22 protein-coding genes and 1 tRNA gene are annotated in these 18612 nt (G+C 60.1%); 12 read left to right on the plus strand and 11 right to left on the minus strand.

The features are described 5' to 3' along the window. Positions 1 to 798: tyrosine-type recombinase/integrase (locus VKZ50_04445; GenBank protein HLJ58962.1), on the plus strand; the 798-nt coding region annotated here is incomplete at its 5' end. An 881-nt stretch (positions 799 to 1679) separates the two neighbouring features. Here VKZ50_04445 and VKZ50_04450 read toward each other — a convergent pair. The 6 genes from VKZ50_04450 to VKZ50_04475 form a co-directional block, all read right to left on the minus strand. After that, the gene (locus tag VKZ50_04450) at positions 1680 to 2249 is read right to left on the minus strand and encodes a hypothetical protein (protein ID HLJ58963.1); all 570 of its coding nucleotides are present in this window, start codon (positions 2247 to 2249) and stop codon (positions 1680 to 1682) included. Positions 2250 to 2419: 170 nt separating this feature from the next. Beyond that, a complete protein-coding gene (locus tag VKZ50_04455; protein ID HLJ58964.1) occupies positions 2420 to 2881 on the minus strand; it encodes a hypothetical protein in 462 nt (153 codons plus the stop codon). 295 nt (positions 2882 to 3176) lie between these two features. After that, positions 3177 to 3419, minus strand: coding sequence for a hypothetical protein (locus VKZ50_04460; protein HLJ58965.1), 243 nt, complete (start codon positions 3417 to 3419; stop codon positions 3177 to 3179). Between the two features lie 205 nt (positions 3420 to 3624). Then, the gene (locus VKZ50_04465) at positions 3625 to 3840 is read right to left on the minus strand and encodes a hypothetical protein (protein ID HLJ58966.1); all 216 of its coding nucleotides are present in this window, start codon (positions 3838 to 3840) and stop codon (positions 3625 to 3627) included. 52 nt (positions 3841 to 3892) lie between these two features. Beyond that, positions 3893 to 5128, minus strand: coding sequence for a bifunctional DNA primase/polymerase (locus VKZ50_04470; protein HLJ58967.1), 1236 nt, complete (start codon positions 5126 to 5128; stop codon positions 3893 to 3895). A 118-nt stretch (positions 5129 to 5246) separates the two neighbouring features. Continuing rightward, the gene (locus tag VKZ50_04475) at positions 5247 to 5480 is read right to left on the minus strand and encodes a hypothetical protein (GenBank protein HLJ58968.1); all 234 of its coding nucleotides are present in this window, start codon (positions 5478 to 5480) and stop codon (positions 5247 to 5249) included. A gap of 1428 nt (positions 5481 to 6908) precedes the next feature. On the opposite strand from VKZ50_04475, the gene VKZ50_04480 reads away from it, so the two are divergent. From VKZ50_04480 to VKZ50_04500, 5 genes are all read left to right on the plus strand, one after another. Further along, positions 6909 to 7151: a helix-turn-helix domain-containing protein gene (locus tag VKZ50_04480; GenBank protein HLJ58969.1), complete on the plus strand. Its 243-nt coding sequence runs from the start codon at positions 6909 to 6911 to the stop codon at positions 7149 to 7151. Between the two features lie 4 nt (positions 7152 to 7155). After that, positions 7156 to 7491 carry a hypothetical protein gene (locus VKZ50_04485; GenBank protein HLJ58970.1) on the plus strand — a complete coding sequence of 112 codons (336 nt, stop codon included), beginning with the start codon at positions 7156 to 7158 and terminating at the stop codon, positions 7489 to 7491. Positions 7492 to 7663: 172 nt separating this feature from the next. Beyond that, complete coding sequence (locus VKZ50_04490) at positions 7664 to 7969, plus strand: hypothetical protein (GenBank protein HLJ58971.1); 306 nt, start codon at positions 7664 to 7666, stop codon at positions 7967 to 7969. A gap of 43 nt (positions 7970 to 8012) precedes the next feature. Beyond that, entirely contained in the window at positions 8013 to 8627 is a 615-nt protein-coding gene (locus tag VKZ50_04495; protein ID HLJ58972.1) for a hypothetical protein, read from the plus strand. After that, positions 8627 to 8935 (plus strand): hypothetical protein, encoded by a 309-nt coding sequence (locus VKZ50_04500; protein ID HLJ58973.1) that lies wholly within the window; start codon positions 8627 to 8629, stop codon positions 8933 to 8935. Before VKZ50_04495 ends, VKZ50_04500 begins: the two co-directional genes overlap by 1 nt. Before the next feature lie 388 nt (positions 8936 to 9323). Here VKZ50_04500 and VKZ50_04505 read toward each other — a convergent pair whose 3' ends face one another. Then, positions 9324 to 10409: a trypsin-like peptidase domain-containing protein gene (locus VKZ50_04505; GenBank protein ID HLJ58974.1), complete on the minus strand. Its 1086-nt coding sequence runs from the start codon at positions 10407 to 10409 to the stop codon at positions 9324 to 9326. 235 nt (positions 10410 to 10644) lie between these two features. Here VKZ50_04505 and VKZ50_04510 point away from each other — a divergent pair, with 235 nt between their 5' ends. Beyond that, positions 10645 to 10983: a hypothetical protein gene (locus VKZ50_04510; GenBank protein HLJ58975.1), complete on the plus strand. Its 339-nt coding sequence runs from the start codon at positions 10645 to 10647 to the stop codon at positions 10981 to 10983. Between the two features lie 393 nt (positions 10984 to 11376). Here the strand turns inward: VKZ50_04510 and VKZ50_04515 are convergent, their stop codons facing one another. Next, positions 11377 to 11694, minus strand: coding sequence for a hypothetical protein (locus VKZ50_04515; protein HLJ58976.1), 318 nt, complete (start codon positions 11692 to 11694; stop codon positions 11377 to 11379). 222 nt (positions 11695 to 11916) lie between these two features. On the opposite strand from VKZ50_04515, the gene VKZ50_04520 reads away from it, so the two are divergent. The 4 genes from VKZ50_04520 to VKZ50_04535 all read left to right on the plus strand — a co-directional run bounded on the left by VKZ50_04520 (position 11917) and on the right by VKZ50_04535 (position 14498). Next, entirely contained in the window at positions 11917 to 12345 is a 429-nt protein-coding gene (locus VKZ50_04520; protein ID HLJ58977.1) for a hypothetical protein, read from the plus strand. A 62-nt stretch (positions 12346 to 12407) separates the two neighbouring features. Continuing rightward, positions 12408 to 13028, plus strand: coding sequence for a hypothetical protein (locus tag VKZ50_04525; GenBank protein ID HLJ58978.1), 621 nt, complete (start codon positions 12408 to 12410; stop codon positions 13026 to 13028). Between the two features lie 23 nt (positions 13029 to 13051). Continuing rightward, positions 13052 to 13354, plus strand: a complete 303-nt coding sequence (locus tag VKZ50_04530) for a hypothetical protein (protein HLJ58979.1) — start codon at positions 13052 to 13054, stop codon at positions 13352 to 13354. Positions 13355 to 13808: 454 nt separating this feature from the next. Then, positions 13809 to 14498 carry a recombinase family protein gene (locus VKZ50_04535; protein ID HLJ58980.1) on the plus strand — a complete coding sequence of 230 codons (690 nt, stop codon included), beginning with the start codon at positions 13809 to 13811 and terminating at the stop codon, positions 14496 to 14498. Between the two features lie 522 nt (positions 14499 to 15020). Here the strand turns inward: VKZ50_04535 and VKZ50_04540 are convergent. Together VKZ50_04540 and VKZ50_04545 are read right to left on the minus strand one after the other, a co-directional pair. Then, on the minus strand, positions 15021 to 15659 hold the full coding sequence (locus VKZ50_04540; GenBank protein HLJ58981.1) for a hypothetical protein: 639 nt from the start codon (positions 15657 to 15659) through the stop codon (positions 15021 to 15023). 241 nt (positions 15660 to 15900) lie between these two features. Continuing rightward, positions 15901 to 17424, minus strand: coding sequence for a hypothetical protein (locus VKZ50_04545; GenBank protein ID HLJ58982.1), 1524 nt, complete (start codon positions 17422 to 17424; stop codon positions 15901 to 15903). 502 nt (positions 17425 to 17926) lie between these two features. Here VKZ50_04545 and VKZ50_04550 point away from each other — a divergent pair. Then, a tRNA-Ser gene (locus VKZ50_04550) sits at positions 17927 to 17995 on the plus strand. A 422-nt stretch (positions 17996 to 18417) separates the two neighbouring features. Here VKZ50_04550 and VKZ50_04555 read toward each other — a convergent pair. Then, on the minus strand, positions 18418 to 18561 hold the full coding sequence (locus VKZ50_04555; GenBank protein HLJ58983.1) for a hypothetical protein: 144 nt from the start codon (positions 18559 to 18561) through the stop codon (positions 18418 to 18420). Between the last annotated feature and the right edge of the window lie 51 nt (positions 18562 to 18612).

Genomic DNA, 18612 nt, shown 5'->3' on the forward strand with positions numbered 1-18612 from the left:
CGCTGGCTCTCCGCGCTCGCGGCAGAGATTCCCGACACGCACCGGCTCGATGTCTTGAGCGTCACGCGGTTCTTCTCGCGCCTGCGGGAACGGCGGCTCGCACCGAACAGCCTCCATCAATGCTATCGGACCGTGAAGACCTTTACGCGGTGGTGCCTTGCCCTCGGGGTGCTGAGACGGAATCCGCTGGACGGGTTCGTGTTGAAAACGCCGCGCACGTTGCCCTCGGTGCCGAGTCCCGAGGACGTCGCGGCGCTCCTGAAGCGGTGCCCGGCGACCGGGTTCATCGGTCTGCGGGCGCGGGCCATTGTCTTATTCCTCGCCGATAGTGGGGTACGGCAGAGCGAACTCCGACACCTCATGATCGAGCACGTGGACGTGTCGGCACGGACGGCGCTGGTCCGAGGCGGCAAGGGTGCGAAGGACCGGCCCGTGGTCTTCGGGCCGATCACCGCTCGGGCGCTGCGGCAGTGGCTCGCGGTGCATCCGTATCCGCACCCCGAGAGCCCGCTGTTCTGCGCCAAGAACGGCAACCCGATTCAGAAGCGGAATCTGGTGCACACCCTGCACCGGCTCTCGATCAGCGCCAAACTGGCGAGGAAGGTCGGGCCGCATGCGCTGCGACATTTTGCGGCGACGTCCTGGCTGCGGCACGGCGTCGGGCTCGATCAAGTACGGCGGTTGCTTGGGCACTCCTCGTTGCAGACGACGCTCCGATACAGCAGTCTGGTCGCGACGGACCTGAAGGCCGCGCACAAGGAAGCGTCGGCGGTGGAGAAGATGCGATTAGTGGATTGAGGTCACGAGAGGACAGAGGGGGGCCGCGTCGATTCAGGGCGCGGCCCTTTCTTTTTTGCTCGCCGTGGTACTCAAAGACGTTCGAGCACTTCAGGGTACTGCCGCACATACCAGCACATTTCTTCAACGCCACGCCGCTGTTTATCGGGTTGCAAGTATGTCCACCGGATCATATGCCAACAATGGATGAGCCCTTCACGATGACGACGATACAGCGACGTGAGTGCAACCTGGCTGAGCCACGCGACTAACGCAATGGCTACGGCCTCGGCCATTTCCAGTAGCATGTTCGCTCAACTCCCTCCCGTGGACGCAATGTTTTTGGCCCCGCGACATTTGGCTCTTAACGTAGCGCGCCGCGTGCCTCGTGTCCAGACGTACATGTGTTTACTCGGATTCGTTTGGCGGTTCCCATGATGACCAATCGAATCAGGGATTCGCTAGAATGGGGATGGCACAGACGCGGCAACAGGGGGGCGAGGAAAATGAAACGAGTGGTCTATCCAGTGTGTTGGATAGTCGCGGTGATACTCTTGATGATGATCGCTTGGACAGTACGGCCCAATGCATCACAGGGGCAATCAGTCTCCCGCCCTTCAACAGCGTATGCGTTGATGCTGAACCCCAGTCTTCGCCCAGCCGATTGGCACCCACAAGGCTTGGTATTCCTTTCATCCGCCGTGTGCGAACACTTTGCGGAGACCTGGAACGACCGGACGACGGGGCAAGGACTTGGTGGGAATAATATTGCTCTGTACGATTGCGCGAAGTTCTGAGGGAGTTAGCGTCGCGTCCGCGACTTCATCCACATGCCGTTCGAGTTTGCAAAAGGGGGGCTGCGTCGATGATCGGCGCGGCCTCTTCTGTGCCTATCTAAGACGCTAGAACAACGGACGACACTCTCCGGCTGGTCTCACCCCGATGTTAACCACCGTCGGCTCGCCGGTGCGAGATGCAAGCAGGTCGAACGTGATCCCGCGATCCAGATAGTTGAGCCGGGTGACCGTGGATGCGTAGTTCGGTTGGCCTCGGCTGCGGTCGGCGTGAATGAGCACATCCAGGCAGTCTCTCACGGACCCTAGCCTAGTGTTGTCAGCCGTATCGCCGTAGGTCCGCAGGACGAGGCTAAGGGGAGTGCCGATCTTGACGCCTTCTCGCGTCACCGCGCTTCGATCCCCAATGTCAATGCTCCAGAGTTGGAACACGTCGGTCGGGTTTGTTGACACGCGCCGATTGAACACCAAGGTTGCGTTCGCGTAGTACCAATCACTCGCAATCTGTCCCTCGTCCTGACGTTGGGGAGCGCCGAGGACTGTACGGACCTGCTCCTGCGTTTCCCCGAGGACAATCGGTCCCCAGGACTTCCCGGGGATGATGAGCCATTGAGTTTGCGCGCCCGCAGGCACCGCGCAGCAAGTCACCAGCACAAGCAGGCTGACCAATCGCCGCATGCAGATGCCCCCCTCGTGGCGCTTGATTCGTCGATGCGCCCTAGTGCGCCTGCCCTGAGCCACGCGACGTTGCCCGTAGACCTGGGGATCGGGGCGGGGCGCTGTCTACCTGCGGGGTTCGATCTTGCGTGCGCCTACGGGCAGGTTTTCGGTAACGAATGGACGGAAGGCTACAGCGCGTCGTCCATGTGCTCTAAGAGCGCCTCAGCGACGTCGCGACCGACCAGTTTCGAAAACGACGCGGGTGTTCTGCGCGGTTTGTACCTCTTCCGACGCCTCCATACCTCGCTCGCGTCGGGAGCCGTCCGCGCCTCGATGACGTCGTGAATCTCTGCCAGCAGAAGGGTTGCGAGTGATCCGACCGTACGCGGTTTCCTGATCCATTCCGATATGTAGTTCATCGTGTTGGGCGCGTTCCCGGTCAACCGGAGATGGCACGAGGTGAGCCGCAAGCACAAATCCGCAGCCCGAGATACCGCTGGTACGTCTTCCCACACCGCCGACAGCGCGTCGGGAATCGCGACAAGTTTCGAGAGTTCGGCGAGGCTTCCTAATCCCGTCCACCAGCACGTATCATCGACCGCGCACAGCAGCGCAATGTCGAGTATCTGGATCAAGACGTCGGCGGACACGTCGTTCGAAAGCGGCTCACTTGGAATGGGAGGAAGCGTCCGCAAATCAGCGGGGATGGGATGTTCGTCCGGTTCCGCATAAGCGCGATGTAGGTCAAGCCTATCGAGTGGCACGAATCGCTCCTTTCAGACACCCGAACACCCGCTGGGCAGGAGTTCCAACGGGTGTCGGGTCCCCGCACCGCACGGGCAGGAACGCGCGGTCTCGGGTCTTCCCGGCGGCGGTGCCGGACGAACCTATGGGAGACTCGGGCCGTGTTGAGCCGCCGCCGCCGGGAATCGGCTTGCCGCTGCGCTACGGGTTGTGCCCTTCGTGCTCGAACGCCGTATCGCCCAGTTGCTTCACCAGCCACGCGGTGCATCGCTGACCCACGGCATGTTCGTCAGCATCGGCGACACTTGGGAAGAGGCCGAACAAGCGACCATGCGCCACGAGGACATACGAGGCCGGTGGAAACTGCGTCAACAGGCGCATCCGGTTCGACAGGTAGATGGATCGCTCCACGGTGAAGTCGGTCGCGATAGCCTCGGTGCTCATTTGGGTTCAACGCCTCCATCGACCGCGCTCCGTGTGCCTGCGGGACCTTTCGCGGCCATCTTGCCGCCGTTGCCGCTCGCATCTGTCATGGCTTGTGCGGCTCGCCTGTCGGCACGTTCCATTCCCTGCTCATTACTCGCGCGCCGATCCCAAAGTGGTGTGGTCGCTTCGTTCGGAAGTCGGGTCTTGCCGCGTCTCGTCGCCATCACTTCGTCTCCGACGGCCCGCCGCAGAAATCCATCTCGTCCGCGTGAACGGCGGCGCTCCTCTCTTGACGGGAGCCGTGTTGTGCCGCCGTGCGGTTCACGACGACGTTGCCGCTCCCAACCCCGTCCATCTTGGGCTTCGCGGTGCTCGTGTTGAGCCGCTTGCCTGGCTCCTGACGAGCCGCGCTCCTGTCGCTCCTGCGATCTGTTGCCATGTGAGTATCCCTCCCAGAGTTGTGAAAAAGTCCCTCATAGGAGATATCCGCCTTAGTGCCCGTCCTGCGCGTGAATGTAGACCGGGTTGCCTTCGGGATCGACGTCAATCTGCACCAGGTACTTGTGCTCGGTCAGATATTCCCACGCCGTCCGCGCCCGCCATTCGCTCAATCCGGTCCACCACTGAATGAACCGGCGCGTGTAGGTTGACCCCGACGGCGGATAGATCGCCCACTTGCACGCCTGAAGAAAACGGAACCCTTCGAGCGCGGTCCCGATGTACGGTGGGACGTCGGTCGGCAGACACCGCGCCAGCGGGATGTCGGCGGGTTCGAGTACCCCGAGGTCCACGAGCACTCGGATGTTCAGCACGGCTTGCGACACGCGAGGGAGGTGGACAGCGATGCCGGTGCGCCGGTACACGTCATATTCGCCGACGGTGATGCCGCGCCGTCTCCCGCGTTCGTGCCAGTCATTCATCCACACGAGACCACCTTCTGCGTAGGAGAACGAGACAGAGGGATGCCACTCCTCGTGGATGGGACACCGCATACATTGGCCGTAGGTGATCCCAACGCTCTCGGCGTAGCGTTCCCGCACCTCTTCATGTGACCAGATATACCGAACTCTCTCGTCAGCAGGTATCTCTCTGAGGTCATCAGGAGAAAACCTCCCTAGTTGAGAGAGGGGGTGCCCGATCTCCCCTTTCAGGGGAAACCTCCTAAGTTGAGAGATCGCCGCTCTCTGAGCGTGTTCATTTTTCTTTGATGGATTACGAAGCAACGCATTCCACTCATCGGGTGCGGCATAGACCAGACGCGGAGTCAGCAGCGTCTTTCCCGACAACGCGAGAAGTTGCCCCTGGCCTTTGATCTCGATGAGGTGATGACGCTTGCCCTCCGCATCGACGAAGGAGCCGATGTTCTGTCCGCGATAGGGTCCGTCCATTTGAATGACGCGGTGATTGCCTCGACGCCCTTGCAGCGTTTCGGTGAGGGGACGAAGGTGCTGCTCGTGCATGATCTTGTCGAGGTGCTCTTCGCCCTTCCGACAGTCGGTCTCCACGCTCGCGAGGAACGCCGATCCCTCGCCACATGCGGTCGAGAACGTCATGCGCGGGAAGCGGCGACGCATCTCGTTGAACTGGTCAACGGTCTGCGGCTTCGTCTGCCAGCCGTACTCCTTTTCCCACTTCACGACCGGATGCTTCGTGCCGGGGATCGTCGGGATGATCGCGATGCCGTAATGGTTGTGTAGCACCGCGCCGTGCTGTTCGACCGTGGTCAAAGTTGTTCCAGGTGTGATAGGAAGAATCCGCGTCGATGAGGTACTATACACTTGTAATCCCTCCTGTCGCCTCGGCCCCCAAGGTTCCCCGCCTCGGGCCGACGGCTGTCTAAAGTGGCTAGTTCTGCGTTCCTCCGTCGCTGAGGTCGCCGCGCAGCCACCGCAGCAGCGCCGTGCGTCGGGCAAAGTGCCGCTTGCCCATCCTCACCCGCACCGTCGGCGGCAACTGCTGAAATCGCTTGTATTTGCCGCTCAGACTTGGGTCTGGAAACAAGTGCTTGATCTCGGGAAAGGACAACAGCGCCTTGTTTGGAATCAGCCGCTCGTCGGCGGTGCGCGCCTTGCCGGTCATGTCCGTCCACCTCCTCCTCGAAAAAAAGCAAAGGACCATCGAGACGTTGTTGCGTCCCGATGGCCCCCGATGGTCTTGAGGGTCTAACTCGGTTGCTCTTGCGAGCGGGGTGCGATCCCCTGCGGACGAAGCCGCCTTGCCGCAATCGTATCCTTGAGAAACATTTTTCGTCAAGGCCCGAGATTGCCGAGTGTTGCCGTGACGGTCTCGTCTACAAGGGAGGCGCTGAATGCTTTTCGGTCGGGGCATAGAACGTAAACGCAGGATGGTGCCAAGAGGGGAGGGGCAAGATGAGACGCCTTCAGAACGTGGCGCTCGCCGTATGTCTTATTCTAGCGACCGCGCTCCCAGCGGTCGCTCAATCGGGCTTTCCTCCGGTCAAGATCATTTCGGTTCGGTCGCCGGTGGCACACGGAAGCATCGGCATGGTCACCGTTCAGACAAGCCCGCAAACCTCTTGTTCCATCGCCGTGATCTACAAGAGCGGACCCAGTAAGGCGGCGGGACTAGTGCCGACGGTCGCAGATGCGCACGGAATGGTGACCTGGACGTGGATGGTCGGCACACGTACGACTCCTGGTGAGTGGCCTATTGTGATCGAGTGCGGAAGCAATAACATTACGCGGGTGCGAACATCGTTTGTCGTTAACTAGAATGCCGCTGTAGTCGGGGGCCGATCATGAGATTGGCACGGTCGCTACGCATCCTAGGGTTTGCTGTCTTATCGCTATTCTTGACGGTCCCGGCACAGGCAAGCCTTCCGGCCTACCTGCGGGGGCTTAGAAGTGTAGATATACTGATTGAGGCATTGGACAAGGATGCTCAAGATTTGGGGATCACGCACGAGATGTTGATGAATCAGACTTTCGTCGCTCTCAAGAGCAAAGCACCAGTCCTGAAATACGACAACACCGCTGAACCGTATCTGTATGTCCACCTAACTATGCTGTCTCAAGGCTACTCATTTGCAGCGATCCTATCATTGGAACTGTATCGACCCGTGGATCTTAGAATCGGAGAGGATCACATAGGCCAAGCGCCCTCAACGCATGCATTCGCTTTGGCATCGGTGTGGGAGAATGGCGCCCTGCTCACTGGACCGCGCGATGAAGCGTCAACTCAGGTTCGGGAAGAACTCGATACACTGTTAGAGTCCTTTTTCGCAGACTACTATCGGGCAAACCCGTGAGGGGCTGCGAAACCCGTTCACCCCGCAAGCGCATGGAGTCCTACTGCTCTACAGCCTGCCGGATGCGCGCGTATCGCGAGCGGCACGTCGCCTAACTGGATAAGGTTTTGGCGCAGGTTGAATCGGTAACCTAGACTCAAATCTCCGTTTTGACTTTCCCTCCAACGTTGCCTTTCACGATTGGCCGTGGTGCCCGACCGTATATTTAGAGTAAGGGCACTCTTGCAGGGGAGGCGACGATGGAAGTCATGGAGTTGTTGACGCTCACGGCAGCGGCCAAGTCCCTTGGGTGTTCAATCGACACGCTCAAGACCCTCGTAGACCAAGGACACGTCCCCTGCATCATCGCGAGGCCGAGAGGGGATCGGCTCTTCACGCCCGAGGCGTTGGAGGTGTTCCGGCGACAACACCGTCGGCTACCCGTGAAGCCGGGGAGAAGGCGGTTCGCGCCTTTGAACGAGTCCGTCATTGGAGCGAGGTGACGAGATGATCCAAGCCCAGTTCACGATTTCGGGTGCAACGGTCACAGCGGGCCACATTCTTGAAGTCACGGTGACGCACCCGACTATTAGCAAGCGCGTGGTCTCGTACGTCTGCCTCGGGAGTGAAGCCAACTCGGCGGCTGTTGCGACAGCGGTGGCGTCGGCACTCTCCAACGATACGGGACTCGGCGCGAAGGGGATCACGGCCTCTGCGTCGGGCGGGACGGTCACGCTCAAGTTTCCCTACTTGGTCAACGGTGACGTGCACCCGACGATCACGACGGTGAGCGTCGCAGGACCAACTCTATCTGTAAGCGGCGCAATCACGGCGGCAACGTAAGGCGCAAAACACACGACCACCGAGGACCACTGCTTGGCGGCGGGTGCCTCGGTGATCGGGACGGACGGTGTTGCAGATGAGCGTTTCGGGAGGTCGGCTTCGTGTTCCTGTCGCGCGGGGGTTCCCGACAACACTTTACACCATCGAAGGGCGTGTTGCCGGGATCGTCAAGATGAACAAGCACCGCGAGGTCTACTTGGAGCGGCTCGGCGACATGCGGCATGTGTTCGGGCCACCGCTCGTGATGGAGGCGGGCTTTGCGTTCGATGTTGAGACGATCAGTGACGCACGCGATCTCGGCGCGGAATGGGTCATTGTCGTGACGCGCAACGGACGCAAGCGGTGGATCGCTCGGCTCGATGCGTTCGCGGAGCACGGGCAACCGTTTCGAGTCGAGGGGTACAATGCTCAACTTTGTCTTGCGCTCCGGCACTGGAAGGTGCGCGAACTCACTCGGCATTTGGTCGGTGCGTCATGATCGCGGTCGCGGCGGAACATTGAGACAAAGAGGTGATATGGCGATGGAGACCCTGTACGTTGCCCTCGACAACTTTAGTTACGTGTTCGGCGACCACGGACGAGTCCGTTCGTTCAAGGCGGGCGAAGTGCTGTCCGATAGCCTTGTCGCTCTCTTCGGGACCGCCACTGTGCCCGTCGTGAAACAGAGCGAGCAAGACTGCTACTGGTGGTGTTCGGCGTGCCGCAGTCTGCACGATCTTGATCCGGAGACGTGCACTGTGGATCATCGCACCCCGATTTGGCGTGTTCCAGCGCCCATCCGTTGCGCAATACCGACCGGTGGCGTCAGATCGTACGAAATGGGTCAGCACATTTTCGATCCGCTCGACGTGCAGGCGCTCAGGGGCACCAACGTCCCGGTCGAGGCGGTCGAAGACGCCGCATTGTGCGCGCTGGTCTGTAACAACTGCGGCGCTCGATACCGTAGGGTAATCGCTGCGGGATATCCGGTCGAAGAGGCAAGACGCTTGCGAGCACGCGACCAGCGAGACGCTCAACTGCTGGAAGACGCGGCGATCATCGAGCGAGAGCATGCCCGACGTGCCGCTGCTAAGAAGGAGCGGTCGTATGCGCGCATTGCGGCGCTCAAGGCCAAGATGGCACAGGAGGAGCGCTGATGGACATCAAGGACGTGAAGGCAATGAGTCCCAACGAGTATCGAGCGTACAAAGCGCAGTTTTTGGCCGACTCGGAGCGAGAGAACCGGCGGGCGAGTGTGATGCTCTCGAAGCCGGGCGGCATCGTGAAGTCTCGTCATCAACGGAAGCAGGGGGACGCGACACGGGTTGAAGCCGAGAAGACAGCGGCGCTCCTCGCCGCAGGCACGCCGCCCGAACACTTTTCGTTGAACGACATGGATCGTGCCGCGAGAGCGGTGCTCAAGGGGGCACTTCTCGCGGAACTTAGAAAGACTGGCCGGTACTAACAGCGTGACCTTCGCAAACCCTGGGAAAATAAGAGGTTGCTCACGATGTCTCGAGTAGATTGGTTGAAACGGCACTTTTCGGGGCGGTTTCGTCACCTCCCCACGGGGACCCCGGCCTCTACGGGACACGCAGACGCCTCAGAAGCGATTCTGACGGGTGGTGCTAGGTGAGTTTTCGGAGGTCGCATCGGCGTTCTCGCGGGCCCCCGCGGTTCATCATGGCCAAAACCGTGCGGACGCACTCGGCAACTTGACACTCTCGGGGCACCTCAGTCCACTGATGACTCTTGTCCGCAGTTGCTTGCGGTAGATTTCCGTGTCCGTCGTCGCGCCGCCAGCGTCCCGTCACAATCGACGCTACGCAATCCTACTCTCGGAAGATTCGTAGTCACCTAAAAGTCGCAAGGATGCTCCCGTGATCGCCATCGCAAGGAGTACCGGCTCCTGTCATATTGTAGGATCCCACCATCGTGGCCTGCGAGAAAATGGAGAACTTGAATGTGGCGACGACACTGCCCCCATTCCCTTGTGCAATACCGCTCACGATGTCATGTGGTTGACCGTAACCTATGCCTGTCGAGTCCGTACCCGATATTGAAAGATTCCCAAAGCATCCGCCCATTCCCATACTTCCTGTAACTGTTCGCCCACCATATACCTCTTCATTCGTCACGATGAAATTCGCAACAAAGACTCCGCTCCTGCCGGTTACCGCACTCTTCCATGTTCCAGACCAGGCGGGCGATCCCGTGGGAACGGTGGGTTGCGGCAAGTTCGGTGAAGGCGGAATCGGCGGAGGCGGGATTGGTGAAGACGCAGCAGGAAGGGGCGCAAGAGCAGTGCCCCCAAGGAGTAAGCGAGCGGAGTTTATTGCAGCGGCGAAGTTAATGCCCTGTTGTTCACCGCGCAGTGTGCCGCGCACAATACCGATCACATCTCCCTGAAGATTGAATACCGGCCCGCCGCTGTTCCCAGGACTCACCGGAGCCTGAATCTGCAGGAGGTTCGCTCGGATCGCGCTAACAATGCCCACCGTAACCGTCGCAGTTGCCGTGCCCAAATCTTCGATACGCGGAAATCCAATAACAACAACCGTTTCGCCCTCGTGCGTTCTGTTAATGTCACCGAGCGACAGAGGACGTACCGGTAGGTTAGGTATGCTCAAAACCGCGACATCATTCGCTTGACTGCTTCGCACAAGTCGCGCCTGTACTGCTGGATACTCGGGAAATTTCAGAGCGATTTGTGTCGCTCCTTGCACCACGTGATTAGCCGTTAGCACTAGTCCATTGCCAATGAAAAATCCGGTGCCTGAAAACACGCCCTTAGGCCCTTTTGCAAGGATCACGGCCACGCTAGATTTGGCATTCGCGACGACTACTTCTACATCTTGCGCCTTCGCAGTCGGAATCGACAGCAGACATCCCGAGGCAAGAAACAGTACGGCAATACATCCGGAGACCGTACGGCGCATAGTCTCCCCCTCTTCAGCGCACTTCTCACATTGCTTCCCTATACCCGCAGGGACTCCTGGCTAGACTATCGGACGGGCCTCAAATGAGATCTCGTGCGGCAAGTTATGCGCTCAACCCGCGCGCACACTTAACTGGGCGTTTGTTCGGCAGGACCCCAACACCGAACAATGGGAAGACGTTGGGGGAAGACGTTGGCGCTGGCGATTCTGCGATCTCCCGAAAGGTGTGACTGTCGTGTCCGAACAGGAACACGCCCCCCGCGATTTCCCCGGCTTCCTGCGCTCGGCGGAAGGTGGCTATTTGAAAATCGAAGACTTCTTGACCTTCGTTTCGGGCGCATCAAGCGCGAAGGGCGACACGAAAGCACGGGCGATGGCCTGGCTCAAGCGACAGGGGATCACCGGCCCGGTTGAGGCGCTGTCGCCGGTTGAGGTGAGCCGGTTAACTGAGGCCGCGAGACAGGTGATTCTCGCGCGGAAGGGACGAGAGAAGCGCGAACTCACGCGCCCTGAAGAGGTGGTCCCCCCGAGCGGTAGCGCAGCGGATGCCGACCCGCCGGACAAACCGGAGTGACCACATCGTCCAACAGCGCGCCGTCGGGGTCGAACGCCGCGAAACGTCTACGAGCCAGGATCGCGCCGGATCACCTTCCTGGCCAACTTGCCTGCGAACGATAGACCACTCTCTAGTTCCTTCTGCGCCTTCACGAACAACCGCCCCAGTAGCGGAAGACGGGCAGCAAAAACCTTCTCCCATCGCGCTCGGAGAATCCCGGGAATCGCCAATACGCGTTTGATCGCAGGGTGATGGTCGACGTGCGGCAGTTCGCGGTGTCGGTGCCCGAAGAATCCGGACACCTGAACGAGTAGGGTAAGTGCAAGCGCGCACGCCCCGGTGATTAGAATGCCTGGCCGCCTGCGCTCGGTGGATTTACTCAAGGATCACCGTCTGGGGTCAGTCCAGCGATCACTGACGGTTACACACAGGGTCCCACTTTTCGATCAGATCGTTTTCTTCAGCGCGTCTCGTGTTCTCGTCGCCGGATGTGTGGGCGTGGATGTGCGTTGCACCGTTGCGTTTCGCACAAGCCTCCCGTTCGTGATCCGCGAGCCGATCTTGCAGGCTAGACGTTTGACCAATGTAGATTGCTGCCCACCAGCCCGGCCTCGTCTGCTTCGCGTAGATGTAGTTACCTGGTTGGTCCTTGAAGTCACTCCCGATCAGATAGATCCAATAGCCGTACTTCTTCCCAGACGCGCCTTCCCAATCAATCCTATCGGCCATCACTACCCTCCCTCGCTGGCGGCTTAGAGACTCGGACGCGCAGGCGCTCAAGAACTCAACACCGGCCTATTATGTGAGCACGGCAAAACTCTATCTATCGCTCAGGGATTATCCAATACCCCACACCGTCGAGTGACATTCCACATTCCCGTCGATTGCTCCTTCAACCGGCTCGTTCAGGCGCTGGACATGGTACTAGTGTTCTTATAAACTGTGGATAAAGTGGACAAATCGATAGCGGAACGGGTCACGGGGTTGCGTCGGGCGTTCGTTGTCGGCACCGTCGTGATTGCGGGTGCCACGGTGACTCTCCCGACCGTGTTTGAGCCGACCAGCGGCGAGGATGTCGGGTGCGCGGTGACGGGCGACTGTCGGTCCGACAATCCCGCGATCACGTCCTCGAAGTCACACACGGCCGATCCGAGCACCGTCTTCGTCAACGTTAACCAGGACGTAGCCGCGCAGATCGTGACGCCATCCTACTCCATCACCACGCCTTCCGTACAGGTCGCGATGCAGAGTGCGTCGCACTCGTTCTCGATCACGATGACCCCACGGATGGTGGTCGTCCTCGTGATCGCTGGCGTCGGGGTCTTGCTGCTGACGACGAACGCGGCGCACACTCTGGGCGGGAAGTTGATTCGCCCGTGAGCGCACCATCCGGATCATCAACACCTCAACGTGTTCTGGAGTGGAAGGCATACCATCGTGAGATGCGTGATCGCGAACTCCTCAATCTCTTCGTGACCGGCACGGTGCTTCGGCGCATGATTCAGTTGGTTGGGAAGAAGCGCGCGAAAACGCACCTGTTAACCCGGTATGGCGAGGTTGTGCACAGCACGCTCCGGCATGTACATGCGACGTGGGGAGCAATCGCGGTCCGGCGCATGGTAGATACGACGCGCGGCACGCGGTCGCTGATGCGCTTGCTGATCGCGATACAAGATCGTTCGTCGGAAATCACGCGCGTCTGGTTCGTCTCTGAGTGGAATCCAGACCTGCGCGATGTCGCCGAAAAAACCTTTGACCGGATTGCGGGGCGGAAAAACCCGCACCTGACCAAGCAGACTGTTCTCGATGACCAGCGATACCTTCGAGACAGGACGCAGAAGATTGTGAATTGGGCAAATGCGTACGTGGCCCATCACGGCACGCCTCCGCCGACCTCCCCGACCTTCCGCGACCTGCGGTTAGCCATCAACGCGGTGGTCCGCGTCAACAACAAATACGCCGAACTCTTGCTCGAACGCAAAGCAATGATGCCAACGATTCTGGAGCCCTGGGAATCTGTGTTCGAGGTGCCCTGGGTGGCGAAACGGCGGAAGCGACACTAGGCTTGACGAGGGAGGATCGGGATATGACGACAATGATGCCACCGCGCGCGCCCGTGATGCTGTATCGTGATGAAAACCAAATGCCTCTTGAGGAGGGTGTGCAGGAGTGGTTTCTGAGCAACCAAATACCAACACCACACGGACGCATCCAGGTTCCAGGTCGTCGCGGCGAAGTGTACCATGTCGGAAGACTTGTCAGCGAACTAACGACCGAGTGGCCGCCCGTCGTTCGCAACTGGCTGAGACAGTTCGGTTCGAGCAACCCGGAAGCGCTCGTGATCGAGTGGAGATCCGAAAAGCCGCAAGGCGTGTCGCGGGCGGGCTGATTCCCGCTCTTCTTGGTGAGACGAGAACGATACACACACAACAAATGGTTTTACGATTTTGCTCGTAAGTTGAATGGACTATGGGAGCAGCCAGCCCCCTCGCCGCATCCTGAAAAGTCAGACACCCCCCCGGCACCCTCCGTCTCATCGTCTCTACTCGACGTGGTCTCTCACCAAGGAACTGAGATCACCGCCCGCGATCACTTCATCGCTGTGGTGTGCGACAGTGCTTCCGACTCGCGTACAGCAGCCCCAGGATGGGGCCTAGGATGCCCTAGGAGCGATCCTGAGAGGCGGGACGAGGAAGAAGGTATCCTCCCGTTTTGAGGCAGCGCAGCGTTCGTTTTCGTGCCTACTGGTAGGCAAGATGGACGACAACCGTTCGCTTCTTGACCATCTCAGCAGATGGCGTAGTGTGTGAAGTAGCAGCAGAACGGACAAGGGGGAGCGAGGCATGAGAGCGATAGGCTATGTAAGAGTCTCTACTGCCGATCAAACCAACGACGGGATCAGTCTCGATGTCCAAACGGCGCGCATCGAAGCCTATGCCGCGATGATGAACCTCGAACTGGTTGTGATCATCCGCGAAGAGGGCGTCTCGGCATCGATTCCGCTCAAGGATCGTCCTGGCGGGAAGCAAGTGCTCGCGGCGCTTTGGGAACAGGACGTCCGACACGTTGTCGCACTCAAGTTGGATCGGCTGTTCAGAGACGCCGCCGACTGTCTCACCCAGACGAAGGAGTGGGATACTGCCGGAATCGCGCTACACCTGGTCGATATGGGCGGGATGACGCTCAATACGGCGTCGGCGATGGGCCGGATGTTCCTCACGATCAGTGCCGCGTTTGCGGAGTTGGAGCGGAACCTCATCAGCGAGCGGACCAGTCAAGCCTTGCAGCACAAGAAATCACGCGGCGAACCTGTCGGGAGACCGCCGTTCGGGTTCAAGATGGTCGATCACCGGCTGGTACCGATCCCTGAAGAACTCGCAATCATCGCCGAGGTCAAACGGCAGCGGGCGGAAGGTCGCACCCTCTGGCAGATCGCGAACTATCTCAGGGAACAGAACGTGCCGACGCGACAGAACGGAGCATGGCGGCATAACTCGGTGCGGCAACTCTTGAGCGTAACGGAGACAGCGTAAGCGTTCGGAGATTCGCGGTTCAAACCCTCTCCAAAATCGCAAGAGTCGCCATAGTCGAAGCCTCTCGGAGCGATCTGAGGGGCTCTTCGATTTGAGTCCATCCATTAAAAGGTTTCCCCGAGGGGTGTGGATTGCATGTCGAGAGCGTGGGCGCTGGAATCCCGACAGGAACCCGTGCGGAATCGACCGGAGCGCTCTTGCTGTTCCACGAGAGTGTGTGTTCTCTGTAGCATCGCGGTGATCGTTCTCTAAGTTGTCTGTACCAAGGGAACGGGAATCTGCCGCCCGCGAAGCAGACGCCGTGGTGCGAATCGTACAAGCGCATGCAAGCCGCGCCGTGACGCTCCCCGGCGCTTGGTGAATATACAAGCATAACTTGTGGTGAAAACCGCTCGATTCCGTCAATATTCAAGCGGAGTCTGCATCAGATTTGGAGGCTCCGCGACGAGCATAGCGGTGAGCGCAGCGGCTGACGTGCGCGGCGAGAAACGAGTCATCTCGGTGATCGTCTACACCCACCGCTTAGGAGGGCTTGTGCTTCTCGGACACTCTCTTATCCTCGTCATAGAAATCTTGGGCGGGGCGATAGTACTCCGTATTCTGGTACTCGGCTCGGCACCAATCAACATACGCGGTGATCTCGCCATTTCGGAACGCAATGAGCGCGTAATGACCGAACACGTCCGAGATCACGTCGAAGTCCAGCATTCCCTCCTGCCAGTACGTGCCGAGCGCGTCAAGATACCCAAGGTAACTATCGACATGGTAGGCGTCGAACTTGCCGTCGCCTTCCGCGTGTTCCTTTCGGCGAAAGGCGGTGACAGCATCCCAAAACGCGCGGTCGTGCGGAGAGGTGTGCCCGATGGCGTCTTGGGCGAAGATCGCGTCAGGCGGCGTCTTGTCTAACGCCTCGATCAGTTGTTGGTTTTGCTTCTTGTCCTTGTCCGAGAAGTAGAACGCCTCGTTGAAGCGGAACACGAAATCCCCCGTTGCCGTGTTTTGCAGCCCCCGAAGTTGCGTATAGGCGATCACGGCGAGAACAAGCGTAGCGGCCGCAATGATCCACCCCGTATCCCAGTTCCTGAGTGCCGTTAAAATGAAACCCACGAATAGGATCACGGATGAGATCTGGAATGAACGATTGTTGACATTCGCGCCCATGTTATCCTCCCCGAGCGGTGTGCGGGCGTGATTGTACCACACCGCTAGGCTTTGTTTTGAAACTGCTGATGCCCCCTGCGCCGGTCCGCTGATCGAGCGGTCGTCAGACTGCCACGTGGCACTTCCGCCCATGACGGTTGTGACACTTGTGACACTGCTGTGCGCGGGACCTTAACGGGCCGATAGTCTTTCGCGGCACAACTTCTCGTGGCGAACCCATGTGTCACAAGCGTCACAAGCGTCACGCTGATCGCCCGCGCCGGATGCGATACCCGCGCTCCTTCGACGTGCGATTGCGCTCGACGATGACACCAATCTTGCGGAGGTTGCCTTGGATCCGCACGATCTCGTCGTGCATTGCGCGGAGCGACTTCAGGACCTTATGACTGCGGTCGGCCTCGTCGACCATCTTGCGAAGCGTATCGCGCAGCAGGGTGGCAGGGCAGAAGAGAACGCCCTGATTGTCCGTGCGCAATCCACGGGTCTGCCCCTTATACGCGCCGCGCTCGGCTTGTTCGAGGAGCGTGACGAGGGGTGATGTAAGGATCGACGCTTCCAGGGCCATCGCATTAATCTCCGCGCGGTTTTTTGTCTCGGCGTCCGTAACTGCCTCACGGGTCCACCCCATGCTCCGCGCGGCGGCGATCACCCAGCGGAAGTAGTCGGCCATGCGAGGCAGTTCGTCGAGTCGAATGTCGGGGAGATCGCGCAGCGCACCCGCGATCACCGTCAACATCGCGCCTAGCAGCGCGGGGCGGAGTGTCCGATATTGGTCCAGTAACTCGGACTCGCTGCGGCGCTGCTCTTTCGGAATCGTCGCGAGGTGCAGCATGATCGCCCGGTCGAGCAAGTCGCCGCGTGTCGCCACGTCCGTAATCGAGGTGAGCAGCACTGGCCGGCGGTAGGTAAATACGGTTTCATCGGTATCTGTGTATAGCCGCCGCTTCGCAAAACCGGCGCCGGTCGCAAGCCGGCAGATCGTGTCGGAGAGTTTCACGGAGATCTCGCTGAGGTTGTCCCAGCCGACGATCCAGGCGTTGTGCGCCCGAATCATCACATCCCGCGTTGTTGTCGGCGGCGCCGCTAGTTGAGCGGTGTTGGGATCGACGAGGTTTCGAAGCATGAGGCCTGCCGTTGTCTTGCCGCTACCTGGTTCGCCGTGGAGACAGAGCACGGGGAACGACGCGTGGTTCTGTACGGTGGCGAACTCCCAGGACATGGCGAGGGTCCATTCGTGTGGCTGTGTGAAGTTGAGGAGCCGCCGTAGGTCGGTTAAATCACCGCCCCGCCTCGGTACGGGCAGCGGCAACATACCCTGCGCACGGCGGAAGTGCACCCTCGGCAAAGTGACGACACGCCATCCAGTTGCTTCGATTTTGACCGCCCGCCACCGCTTATCGCAGAGGTCGAGATAGATTGCGCGCGGTGTTTCCGCGATCCGCAGGTGCACCTGTTTGCGCGGGCCTTGGTGAAGTGCGAGGGCGTCGCAGAGGCGCACGACTCTGCGTACCTCGGCTTCACTCGGCACGACTTTGTAGAGGTCCAGGTACCGCGATACGAGCCAGCGTTCGAACGCCGTAGACGTGATCGCGTAGTTTGCCGAGGTGCGTTCGCCGAGTGGACATACCGCATAGCCGAGATCGTCGGGGTCATGGAACAGCACCGTTGCTTTTCGGGTCTCCTCCGCAAACTGTGCGGCCCGCGTGATCTCCTGTGGGGTTGCCTCCTGTTCAGCGGTGCCTTGCGCGGAGTCGTCGTGATTCATCGGCTCACCCTCCTTTTGCGCTTGTGCAGAACCCCAAGAAAGCAAAAAGGCCCCTTGACGGGGTGGCGCCCCATCAAGAGACCCTCAGTCCGCGCTGGCTACCGCACGGAGCCGCCTCCGGTGACACCGGGCCAACTCCGTTGACCCCTCCGGTGAAGCCTGCTCCTAAATGCGTCCCGTTGAACGGTCCCGACTATCAGCCTTTTCGTCGGGTCCAGCCGTACTCGCGCGGGCCTTCTCTCCCGATCCGCGTTGAGCGACCTCCGGTGAACGCCCTGGCTGCGGCAACACCGTCGAGGCTGTTTTGTCCCGACCTTACTACCACCTGGGCGGAAAATCTCCTGCTGACCTTTCGAGGCCGAACCTCGGGGGACGTCCCATCCATTTGAAGGGAACTCTCACCAACTGGACGAAACCGCGCCTGTCTTAAATAGATGGAGAGAGGAGGTGGATTGTGCGAAGCAAGGGGTCGCGCGTCGGCAGGCCGCGTCAGATACGGTCCGGAGAAGAGGGGGATGCGGCTTGCTTTGCAAGCAGGGGGTCACGGGTTCGAATCCCGTCGTCTCCACCAATGTTTTCAAGGGTTTGCGCGCGATCGCCGGTTCGCCTGAACCGCCGTGTACAGCCTAACCGCAGCCTATCAGCCCCGCTGGACGGGTGAACGTGGCCCGCCGGGTTCACGGATCGCTGCTACGATACCCGCCTTGCCCCGTCTGCTCGCCGTGGCGGGCGAGGATTTCCGCGTCGAACCTTTGACCCGGTATCTGGATACCTACCGCACCATCCTCGCCCGTCCGCTTCGGCGCCGTCCGACTTCGCGCTCCCCAACCGACGCAAGTCTCTGCCAAGTCGATGACTGGTCACGAGAGATGTCCTTGGGCAGAGTCGTGTGGCCCGACTCTGCTTTCTTGTTGTGTCCGCCATGCTTCACGGTCTCCGTCAGGATTTCTCCGAGCCGCAGCTCCACCCATACCTTGATCTCAGCAGCATCATTCACGGCGGCAGCACCGGTCCCGCGCGGTACGCGATCGCGGACGGTGGGCTCGAATCGCCGCGCTCGGTCCGGTCGCCGGCGTGCCGCTCCCGCAGCCGCGGCCCTCCACGGATGAACCCGATCCCCCACCCCGGGTAGCTCATCCAAGGCGGATTCCCTCCTCGCAAACTGGTGGGCCCCAAAAATCCACCACT

This window comes from bacterium (genome assembly GCA_035295165.1).
In the GTDB taxonomy this organism is placed as follows: Bacteria; Sysuimicrobiota; Sysuimicrobiia; order Sysuimicrobiales; family Segetimicrobiaceae; genus JAJPIA01.

Coding starts and splice junctions, on each gene's coding strand:
- VKZ50_04450 (HLJ58963.1), bottom strand. CDS start 2,249: ATGCGGCGATTGGTCAGCCTGCTTGTGCTGGTGACTTGCTGCGCGGTG.
- VKZ50_04460 (HLJ58965.1), bottom strand. CDS start 3,419: ATGAGCACCGAGGCTATCGCGACCGACTTCACCGTGGAGCGATCCATC.
- VKZ50_04465 (HLJ58966.1), bottom strand. CDS start 3,840: ATGGCAACAGATCGCAGGAGCGACAGGAGCGCGGCTCGTCAGGAGCCA.
- VKZ50_04475 (HLJ58968.1), bottom strand. CDS start 5,480: ATGACCGGCAAGGCGCGCACCGCCGACGAGCGGCTGATTCCAAACAAG.
- VKZ50_04480 (HLJ58969.1), top strand. CDS start 6,909: ATGGAAGTCATGGAGTTGTTGACGCTCACGGCAGCGGCCAAGTCCCTT.
- VKZ50_04485 (HLJ58970.1), top strand. CDS start 7,156: ATGATCCAAGCCCAGTTCACGATTTCGGGTGCAACGGTCACAGCGGGC.
- VKZ50_04490 (HLJ58971.1), top strand. CDS start 7,664: ATGAACAAGCACCGCGAGGTCTACTTGGAGCGGCTCGGCGACATGCGG.
- VKZ50_04495 (HLJ58972.1), top strand. CDS start 8,013: ATGGAGACCCTGTACGTTGCCCTCGACAACTTTAGTTACGTGTTCGGC.
- VKZ50_04500 (HLJ58973.1), top strand. CDS start 8,627: ATGGACATCAAGGACGTGAAGGCAATGAGTCCCAACGAGTATCGAGCG.
- VKZ50_04505 (HLJ58974.1), bottom strand. CDS start 10,409: ATGCGCCGTACGGTCTCCGGATGTATTGCCGTACTGTTTCTTGCCTCG.
- VKZ50_04515 (HLJ58976.1), bottom strand. CDS start 11,694: ATGGCCGATAGGATTGATTGGGAAGGCGCGTCTGGGAAGAAGTACGGC.
- VKZ50_04525 (HLJ58978.1), top strand. CDS start 12,408: ATGCGTGATCGCGAACTCCTCAATCTCTTCGTGACCGGCACGGTGCTT.
- VKZ50_04530 (HLJ58979.1), top strand. CDS start 13,052: ATGACGACAATGATGCCACCGCGCGCGCCCGTGATGCTGTATCGTGAT.
- VKZ50_04535 (HLJ58980.1), top strand. CDS start 13,809: ATGAGAGCGATAGGCTATGTAAGAGTCTCTACTGCCGATCAAACCAAC.
- VKZ50_04540 (HLJ58981.1), bottom strand. CDS start 15,659: ATGGGCGCGAATGTCAACAATCGTTCATTCCAGATCTCATCCGTGATC.
- VKZ50_04545 (HLJ58982.1), bottom strand. CDS start 17,424: ATGAATCACGACGACTCCGCGCAAGGCACCGCTGAACAGGAGGCAACC.
- VKZ50_04555 (HLJ58983.1), bottom strand. CDS start 18,561: ATGAGCTACCCGGGGTGGGGGATCGGGTTCATCCGTGGAGGGCCGCGG.